This is a genomic window from Candidatus Magnetaquicoccus inordinatus, from assembly GCF_004217665.1.
GTDB classification, from domain to species: domain Bacteria; phylum Pseudomonadota; class Magnetococcia; order Magnetococcales; family Magnetaquicoccaceae; genus Magnetaquicoccus; species Magnetaquicoccus inordinatus.
In genome coordinates this window covers 1-9,737 of sequence record NZ_RXIU01000138.1, presented here as the reverse complement: position 1 = coordinate 9,737, position 9,737 = coordinate 1, and the positions used below count along the sequence as shown (strand labels likewise).

General features: G+C 47.8%; 7 protein-coding genes. 3 read left to right on the top strand and 4 right to left on the bottom strand.

The window, feature by feature from the left end; all coding sequences use genetic code 11:
• Positions 1-474 precede the first annotated feature (474 nt).
• From EJP87_RS10625 to EJP87_RS10615, 3 genes are all read left to right on the top strand, one after another.
• A complete protein-coding gene (locus EJP87_RS10625; RefSeq protein WP_130471851.1) occupies positions 475-2,004 on the top strand; it encodes an NTP transferase domain-containing protein in 1,530 nt (509 codons plus the stop codon).
• Positions 2,001-2,375 (top strand): HAD family hydrolase, encoded by a 375-nt coding sequence (locus tag EJP87_RS10620; protein ID WP_130471850.1) that lies wholly within the window; start codon positions 2,001-2,003, stop codon positions 2,373-2,375. The genes EJP87_RS10625 and EJP87_RS10620 overlap by 4 nt, the downstream gene beginning before the upstream one ends.
• 121 nt (positions 2,376-2,496) lie before the next feature.
• Positions 2,497-3,690: a hypothetical protein gene (locus EJP87_RS10615; RefSeq protein WP_130471849.1), complete on the top strand. Its 1,194-nt coding sequence runs from the start codon at positions 2,497-2,499 to the stop codon at positions 3,688-3,690.
• Positions 3,691-3,850: 160 nt separating this feature from the next.
• On the opposite strand, the gene EJP87_RS10610 is transcribed toward EJP87_RS10615, so the two are convergent.
• The 4 genes from EJP87_RS10610 to metG form a co-directional block, all read right to left on the bottom strand.
• Complete coding sequence (locus EJP87_RS10610) at positions 3,851-4,702, bottom strand: SDR family oxidoreductase (RefSeq protein WP_130471848.1); 852 nt, start codon at positions 4,700-4,702, stop codon at positions 3,851-3,853.
• Between the two features lie 125 nt (positions 4,703-4,827).
• Entirely contained in the window at positions 4,828-5,229 is a 402-nt protein-coding gene (locus tag EJP87_RS10605; protein ID WP_130471847.1) for a thioesterase family protein, read from the bottom strand.
• A gap of 432 nt (positions 5,230-5,661) precedes the next feature.
• The gene (locus tag EJP87_RS10600) at positions 5,662-7,452 is read right to left on the bottom strand and encodes an adenylate/guanylate cyclase domain-containing response regulator (RefSeq protein WP_130471846.1); all 1,791 of its coding nucleotides are present in this window, start codon (positions 7,450-7,452) and stop codon (positions 5,662-5,664) included.
• A 30-nt stretch (positions 7,453-7,482) separates the two neighbouring features.
• A complete protein-coding gene (gene metG / locus EJP87_RS10595) occupies positions 7,483-9,549 on the bottom strand; it encodes a methionine--tRNA ligase (RefSeq protein WP_130471845.1) in 2,067 nt (688 codons plus the stop codon).
• Positions 9,550-9,737 lie beyond the last annotated feature (188 nt).

Here is a 9,737-nt window from a genome sequence, read left to right as displayed (position 1 = left end):
GTTGAGTGGCTCGCGCAGTAGAGTAGCTTTATAAATTACAATAATCAACTGGTTTAGACCAGTCCACGCTCAAGTAGAGTGGTACCGAAAGTTTCCTGTGGTGTTTTTCGCACTTGATACGTTGTTGGTTTTTGAATACTATTGCCCGTTGGTGTACGGAGGCCGCCAACTGGGGAGTTGTGTGTGGGTGACCATGGGTCTGATTCAGATGAGTATCGAGGCATCCCGTCGGATGTCGAAGTCAAGCTGGAAAGCCGGATGTGGTGAAAGTCGCACGTCTGGTTTGGAGAGTGGAAAAGGCTGTGAAGCCCTACCTATCGCTACCGGGGGGGGTAACACTTCCCTACCCCTGTTCGGCAACACCTCATACCCAAGCTGGAAAAGAGGCCTTTGCTCGAATCGAGCTTTCTTCATGGGACTCATAGTTACACTTGTTTTTCCGTATCAGAGCTTTTCCTTATCGAAGAGGGTGTCATGAATCCTGAATCACTGCAAGTTATTGTTCAAGCGGGTGGGCGTGGCAGTCGTTTGCGCCATCATACCTGGAACAAGCCCAAATGCTTGGTTTCTGTCCATGGCAAAACATTGCTCAATCACCTCTTTGATCGGTTTCCGCAGGCACGATTTTGGGTCATCGGGGATTATGCCTTTGATCAGTTGGTCACCTATCACCAGATCAATCCGCCAGCGGTTGATTGCCATTTTTTGCGTGCACGCGGCAAGGGAACCATGGCAGGCATTGCCGATGCAGTTTCCCAGCTTGATCCAGAACGTCCGCTATTGTTGGTGTGGGCCGATCTGATTATTGGCAGCATTCCCAATTGGCCTACAGAAACTTGTCCGGTGCTCTTTACCACTTCCGCTTTCACCTGCCGATGGTCAGCTACGCCCGAACAGGGTTTGCAAGAGATTCCTTCCGGCCAGAATGGTGTGGCTGGACTCTTCTATTTTCCGCAAGCTAAACTGCTGCCTTGTCCTCCAGAGAGTGGAGAATTTGTCAGATGGTTTGCAGCTACTTGCTCCGATTATGCGTTGTTGCGTTGTGATACGCTTGAGGAGTTGGGGGAGTTTGCTGTTATTGAACAAAATAATGATCGTGCAGGTTTCTGCCGTTTTTTTAACAAAGTTGAAATGATGGATGATCGGGTCGTCAAAACGGTGGTTGATGACCGTTTTGTTGAGTTGCACCAAAAAGAGGTGGCATGGTACCAAAAGGCCAGGGAACTAGGATTTCAGCGTATTCCGAAGATTTACAGTGAATCGCCATTGATTATGGAGAAAATCCATGGAGCACATGCTTGGCAGATGGATGATCTTACTGCCAGAGAGCGTCGGTCGGTATTGACTGACTACCTGGATGCTTTGGATTCTCTGCATCAAACCATGAGCAAGCCTGCTGATTCTGATGATTTGCAGGAGGTATACCTCCAGAAAACCATCCAAAGAGTACAGAGTATTGAGCCAATTATTGCTGCCCGCAAACAAGATACCATCATCGTTAATGGTAAAAAGTGCCGTAATCCATTTGTGTCTCGTCATGCCGGATTGTTTACCCAGATTTTATCAAAGCTGCAAACTGATCGTTTTGTGCCTATTCATGGTGATGCCACTTTCTCCAATACTTTGATCGATAATAGATTGCGGGTTTGGTTTATTGATCCTCGTGGTTATTTTGCAAAACCTGGCATCATGGGGGATCCTTGGTATGATTTTGCCAAAGTCTATTATTCGGCTGTTGGCGGATATGATTTGTTCAACCGCCGCAAGTTTAAGCTTTATGTGGATGATCAAACTGCAGAGGTCTTGATGAATGAGCCGCTTTTTGCCAAAGAGGCGCAACAGATTTTTGCCGAACGTTTTGGAGAAGAAATGGCGCGGATTGATATTTTGCATGGATTGATTTGGCTTTCTCTTTCTGGATATGTCAAGGATGATATTGATTCGATGATCGGAGCTTTTCATTTTGGACTGTACTGGTTGGAAACGGGGATAGCCCACCTATGACCACCATTCAACTCAGTACCTTGGCGCATACTTGGTTGATTGACATTGACGGTACACTGTTTCGTCATAACGGTCATTTGCAAGGGGAGGATGAGTTGTTGCCTGGTGTACTGGATTTTTGGAAGCAGATTCCCGATCAGGATGTCATTATGTTGCTCAGTGCGCGCACTGAAGAACAAAAAGCTGCCACTCTTGCAGCGCTCTCGCACCATGGATTACGTTTTGATTACGCGATGTTTGCGTTGCCGGTTGGTGAGAGAATATTAATTAATGACAGCAAGCCAAGTGGTTTGCAGACAGCGATTGCCGTTAACCCACAACGCGACGTTGGTATGGCGCAATGGAAGGTGCAGTTTGATGAGCATCTGTAGGTTATCTGGGCGCTTGTCAAATAATAAACGAAAGCTTCATATGTTTATAACATGTAATTATTTATATAACCAATTGTTTGTAATGTTGATGTTTGATATGTGAGTTGATTGGATAAAAGCAATGAGAGTTGAGTATGTTATAGCACTGATGGAACAAATTCTATATTTGTTCTATAATCAATCCGAAGCTGAGATTGTACATGTATGTGTACACGAGAAAAAACATAACTTTGCTGTGGTTAATAATATCTTTATTGTGATTAAACATGTAGAAATAGAAATAAAAAATGGCGTTCATCCAACATATATAGAAGAGAAACTGTTCGATAACATTTCGCTTCCTCATGGAGCAATTACATATTTGGTGCATAGAATGTGTGCTATACATGGATGCTCTGTGTCACCACCGGACCCTCCTATCGGAGGTGAAGTGTTGCGTCTGTGTGAAGGTTATAAGAGTGGAGATTGGATTTTTGTTGCTCCTATGCCAAATGGTGATTTTTATCAATTTATTTCTTTGCTTGGCAGGTTTTGGGATAGTTATTGTACAAGACATCAATCGATTTTTATCATATATTTTATCGGTAAAGAAATTCCTTCCATGTTTTCACAGTTTTCTGAGTTTTTGAGGCCTATTTTTGTTGACAAAAACCAGAGTGCAAAATGTAGTAGAGAGTGTGTTGTAGGAACTATATCACCTTTAAAGGCAAATCATATTATTCCAAAATCAAGTGGAATACTGGATCCGTTTCGCTTGATTTTAGCAGGTAAACTACAAACAATTGAATATTTAAAATATGTGCTGGGGTTGCCGATGGAAATAGCGCCAGACAAGCCGGATATTCCAGAATATTATTTTTCAAGCGCAATGAATAAATTACAAAAATACGAAAAGACAAAGAAAAGAATTATGATTTCGCCGCACGCAAAATCGATTCCTACACGAGAAGGTATTTGGGAACATCTTGCACGCAAACTGACTGAATTGGGATACGATGTATTGTGTGATACAGCGAATGGGTGCGTTCCTCTTATTCCTGGGACAATAGAGTTGAGTTTTACCATGGGTGAAGCAGTCCCTATTGCTAATGAAATTGGTATTGTAATACTTGCTTTAAGTGGGTTGTCGCATATTATATCCTCATCAAGCTGTCGATTGTGCGTTGTTTATCCAAAGCAAATGACCATAGACTATCATGTGTTTGATTTGCGCATCGGAAAGTTTCGCCAGGAGGATGAGTCGTTTGCTTTCAATTGGCTGGAGAGTGATGAGATAATTGCTGAAAGGATCATTGAGCATCTTTCACTGACCTGACATTTCGATAACCAACTGGAGTGTAAAAAAATATTTACTACCGGACACTTTTTCCACTGGTGACTGGGAAGTGTCAGAAAAGGTGTATTTTTCGCAATAATTAATGAAACTACATGATGTAGACTAACGCTCGGCGGTCCATACTGAAAGACCAAGCCGATTACATCATTTTGGAAGCTAAAATGCGATCCATCCAGCCGGTCGGCAATAGCCGTTTCAAGAAAGCAAACAGATAGGTGGGAAAGGTCACCGGATAACGCTCACGCGGGCGCTTACTCTCCAAAACATGCAGCACCCGCTTATAGACTGCTTCCGGTGTCACAGAAAAAGTGGTGCGCTTGCCAGACAAGCGGGCAGCCTGTAACCCTTGATAAGCCAACGCATGCACACTCGGCACCTCCGCTACCCAACGCTCAAATGCCGCTGCCGCATTTTCGCGAAAACGGCTGATCACCGGGCCCGGTTCAATCAATGCCACATGAATACCACTACCCTGCAACTCCAAACGCAAGGTGTCACTTAAACCCTCCAAAGCATATTTGCTGGCAATATAGGCACCACGATATTTCAACGCCACAAAGCCTAAAATGGAGCTGTTTTGAATAATCCGGCCATAACCTTGCCGACGCATGATCGGTATCACCCGACATGTAAGAGCATGGGTGCCAAACAGATTGGTCTCAAATTGTGCCCGCAGCGCCGCAAGCGATATATCCTCTACCGCTCCCGGCAAACCATATGCGCCATTGTTGAACAACGCATAAAGCTGACCACCACTCTGCTGCAAAACCCACTCTACCGCCTCTTCAATTGAACTCTCATCGCTTAAATCAAGGCGATAGGCCAAAAAACCCTGCTCCTGCAAAGCAACAACATCCTCTTGCCGACGCGCCGTGGCAAATACCCGATAGCCTCGAGCCTGTAACAACTCCGCTACACAACGACCAATCCCCGATGAACATCCGGTGATCAAAACGGTGGCCTGTTCTGGAGACAGAAATGGATGTGTCATAGGCTGTCAAAACCATATTCTAAAAAGTGGGTGTAACTGTTGCGCATCAAAAACAACTACTGATTAATTAATCGCTCATTGTTTAATCAGCAATTGCTTGAGATGGTTGATAGTGATGCAAATATTTAACCGGCTTTCCTCTTCTCAGCACCGCCCAGCAAACGCTCGGTCTGCACAATTGCTCGCTTGTGTGTGCCTATACCTGCCTGCCCACCGCCATCATGCAGCTCTACCTGAAACAAAAACAACCTTCCCTCCTGGCCCAAATAAATTGCTTTTGCCGTAACCTCTTGACCAATCAAAGTGGGTGCCGAATGGGTGACCTCAATGGCGACCCCAACCGAAAGGGTATCCGCAGAGAGTAGGGGACGCATTAACCGTGCTGCCGCCAGCTCCATCAACGCTACCATGCGCGAAGTCGCCAATACATCCGGAAAATCATCACCTTCAGCCAAACGCAATATCTTGGCCGAATCACCACCACCCACTCGGTAGGTAAGCTGATAACTGTCATGAATGGTCAACATTTGCAACGTACCACATAAACAGGAGAAAAAAAGGAGGGGGGGAACATCACAGCACAAGCAAATCTGTTCAGTAACTATTCACCACATAAAACAACTGCGGGTCCAGGGAGGGCACCTCCCTGGCCGGGTCCAGGGAGGGAATCCCTGGGATTTTGTTTTTAATCTTTTGTCTTTGGCGCGCCTTTTACAACAAGCCGACGCGCTTTTTGCGTCGGCGCGGCGCGCCCAATGGAAGCAAGCTGTGCGGATTGGCGCGCTTTTTTGCGCCAATCCGCACAGTATCCCCATGGGGGCAGCGCTGGCAAGCCGACACGAACCGGAATAGTTACTCTGTTCATTACTATTCCTGGATGCCGGAAGAGTTGATCTCTCTCTCCGGCATCCTGAATGGAGTCTGCTAGTCTACCGGCCAGGAAATGTTCAGCAAAAGCATCAATGCTCAGGAAATTTTTGGATACGCGAAACCACCACCGACTCACCGCGCTCTTGTACGGCCACCGAGCCAATCTCTTTGGCCTCTGCACCCACTACCTGTTTCAAAGCGGCCGCCGAAAGATAGAGCCCTCCATCACTCGCAGAGTTGCAAATGGCCCGTGCCACCTGCATGCCCTCTCCAAGCAAAGTCAACTGCCGCCCCATTCCCTTGATGCCCACATTGCCAAGGATCACATGCCCTACATGCAATCCTATCCCCACCTTCAGCATCAAACCTGCTTGCTTGTTGAGCTTTTCAATCGCTTCCAGAATGCTGCCCGCTACACTCACCGCACGCTGGGTTCCGGCCTCCAAGCCGCTTAACGAAACATAGAGACGATCTCCCAACACATGCTCCACAGGCAGATCATAACTTTCCAACACCTTTTCCACCGTGGAAAGATATTGGTTGACCTGCTTGACCATCTCCAATGATTTCATATGTTTGGCCAAAGCTGCAAAATTGACCAAACGCAAAGCCAGCACCGTTCGCGATTGATCGTCGGCAAAATCCGGATTTTGTCCCGCATTACCCAATAACTGCTGACCCGCAGTAGAAGCCAAAAGCTGTTCCGGGAAAAAGTGCTGAATCATTTGCCGCTGCCGCTGCATCGAAACCTCAGCCAACACCCGTTCCACCTCTGCAGCCACACGATCCGGCCCAAACGGTTTGGCAATCACCGCCTGAACACCAATCGAACGCATTTTGACTGTATCGGTTTTTGAGGTGCGACTGGTGGCAAAGACAATCGGCAGATCGTTGCGACCCGCTTCTCCCTGCCGCAACTTTTGACACAACTCCAAACCATCCATGCGTGGCATCTCAAAGTCAGTCACCAGCAGGTCATATTCCTGCTGTTTCAACATGGTCAATGCCGCCATGCCATCTTCGGCTTCATCCACTTGAAAGCCTTGTGTGGAAAGAGCTTTTACACTCATCGTGCGAATGGATTGGGCATCTTCCACCACCAAAATGCGTTCAGGACGCACCACTCGTTGCGAACCTCGGCTGCGATCACTCAACCAGCGACTGACCCGAGCCAACAACTCCGGCATCACCACCGGTTTGAGCAGATAATCATCGGCTCCGGCCTCAAAGCCCTGCATCACCGCCTCTTCGGTATCCAAAGAGGTGAGCAAAATGAAAGGAATATCATAGGGAAAAGAGGAGCGGACATTGCGACACAACTGGTGTCCGGTCATGTTGGGCATCTCTACATCCGACAAGATCAAATCCACCTTGCCACCCACATTATCCAACAACTCCACTGCTTCCCGACCATCCCAGGCTTCCCAAACCTCATAGCCTTCCTCTCTCAACGGAGGAACCACCAAATGGTGCATCATATCGCTGTCGTCGGTATAGAGAACAATCGGTTTGCGTGTCAGCACCATCTCCACCGCCAGTTTGACATCCTGAGGGGTGAATGGCAGCGACAGAAAACGATTCACTTTGCGGTGCAAAGCCTGTTCGCGCATATTGGGGTTGGAGGAGAGAAAGATGATCTTGACCTGTTTGGTCACCTCATGGTGACGCAGTCGATCACACATCTCCACACCCAAGGTATTGCTCAATTCGGCTTTGATAAATACCAGATCCGGCTCAAACTCGACAATGCGATCAAAAAAGTCGGCGTCTTTGGTATAAACGGCCAGAATGTCACAGGTCTCTTTGTCGAGACCACTGATAATCATCCGGTCGATGATGACGGAATCGGTCAGCAAGATAATTTTTGATTGAGCTGCCATGGTCGTCCTTTATGATAAAATAGAGCAAGGTTACTGAATACGCATGCCGGGTTCCGCTCCCGAATCGGGAGAAAGCAAATAGAGAGCACTTTTATCGGGGTCATTGGGATGACTGGCGGCCAACACCATTCCTTCCGAAAGACCGAATTTCATTTTTCGCGGTGCCAGGTTGGCGACCACCACCGTCAAACGCCCTGACAAGGATTCGGGGGTATAGGCGGCACGGATGCCGGCAAAAACCGTTCGACTGCCTAAGCTGCCCAAATCCAAGGTGAGTTTTAAAAGTTTATCCGCTCCGGCTACCAGTTCGGCCTGCACAATCCGGGCAACACGCAGATCCACTTGTGCAAAATGGTCCAGGTTGATGGTCGGCAAGGTTGCTGCAGAGGAGGGGAGCGGTTGAGGAGGAGGGGGAGCAACCACAACAGCAGCCGCTTTTTGTTGCTCTTTGGTGGGTTCCTGAGGACGAGCGGCTGCCAACAGAGCATCAATCTGTTTGCTATCGATGCGCGCCAGTAAATGGCTGAAGGGTTGAATGGTGGTCCCACACAAAGGTTGCCGACAACTTTGCCAGTGCAGATTGGCAAGATTGAGCAAGTTACAGGTTTTGTTTGCCAACTGTGGCAAAACCGGGGCCAGATAGGTCATTAACACCCGAAACAGATTGATGGCCACCGAACAGACCGCCTGCAGGGCATCCATTTCACCCTGTTTGGCCAGATTCCAGGGGGCATGCTCTTCGATATAACGATTGGCCTGATCTGCCAGAGCCATGATGGCACGCATCGCTTTGGCATATTCACGGTTTTCATAATATTGGGCAATCTCATCACCCGTCTGCACAAAGGCGTGATAGAGGCCACCATCCTCAGGATAGTCGGCACAAAGCTGCCCAGAAAAGGATTTATGCAGAAAACCGGCGGTACGCGAGGCCAGATTGACCACTTTGCCGACCATATCGGCATTGACCCGTTGCACAAAGTCATCCAAATTCAAATCCAGATCATCCACCCGATTGCTCAATTTGCACGCATAATAATAGCGCAGATATTCGGGATCCAGATGCTGTAAATAGGTGCGGGCATTGAGAAAGGTGCCGCGGGATTTGGACATTTTCTGGCCGTTGACGGTAAGAAAACCGTGGGCAAAAACGGCAGTCGGGGTACGATAACCAGCACCTTTGAGCATGGCCGGCCAGAACAGGGTATGAAAATAGAGTATATCCTTGCCAATAAAATGATATACCTCGGCCTGGCTATCGGGATGCCAATATTCGGCAAAGGATCGGCCGGTACGTTGGCAATAGTTGAGGGTGGAGGCCATATAGCCGATGGGGGCATCCAACCAGACATAAAAAAATTTATTGCTTTGTCCCGGTATGGCAAAACCAAAATAGGGGCCATCGCGGGAGATGTCCCAGTTTTTCAGGCCGCTGGCAAACCACTCTTCCAGCTTATTGGCCATTTCCGCCTGCAGAGCACCGGAACGGGTCCACTCTTTGAGAAAACTCTCAAAATGGCCCAACTGGAAAAAAAGATGTTCGGAAGATTTGGCGACCGGATGTTCGCCGCACAAGGCACAAAAAGCGTCGCGCAGCTCCAGGGGAGAGTAGGTGGCCGAACAGTGTTCGCAGGAGTCACCATATTGGTCCACAGCGGCACACTTGGGACAGGTGCCACGGATGAAGCGATCCGGCAAAAACATGGCATCATGGTTACAATAAGCTTGATGCACCGTTTCTACGGCTATATGCCCGGCCTGCTGCAGATTGTTATAAATCTCCTCAGCCAATTGGCGGTTTTCTGCGGAATGGGTGGAGTGATAGTTGTCAAAGCCAATCAAAAAATCCTGAAAATCAGCAACATGCTCACGGTGTATGCGTGCCACCAGCTCTTCGGGGGTGATACCTTCGTTGCGTGCCCGAATCATTATCGGCGTACCATGGGTATCATCCGCACAAAAATAGAGACAGTCATGACCCTGTGATTTTTGAAAGCGTACCCAGATGTCGGTTTGAATATATTCCACCAGATGGCCCAAATGGATGGCGCCATTGGCATAGGGTAAAGCGCTGGTGACCAGAATTTGGCGAGGCATTGGCAAAAGATTCCTTGCTCCCAATCAGACTCCATTACATACAACAATCTGTCGGGGATTTTATGCGCCAAAATCCAATTCAGCAAGTTTTGGCAATTCATTTGCCGCACAAAAATCCATTTTTTGCCTGGAGAAGTATCTGGCGTAAAAAGGCTGTGATGAATTTAACATAATACATCTTATACGAC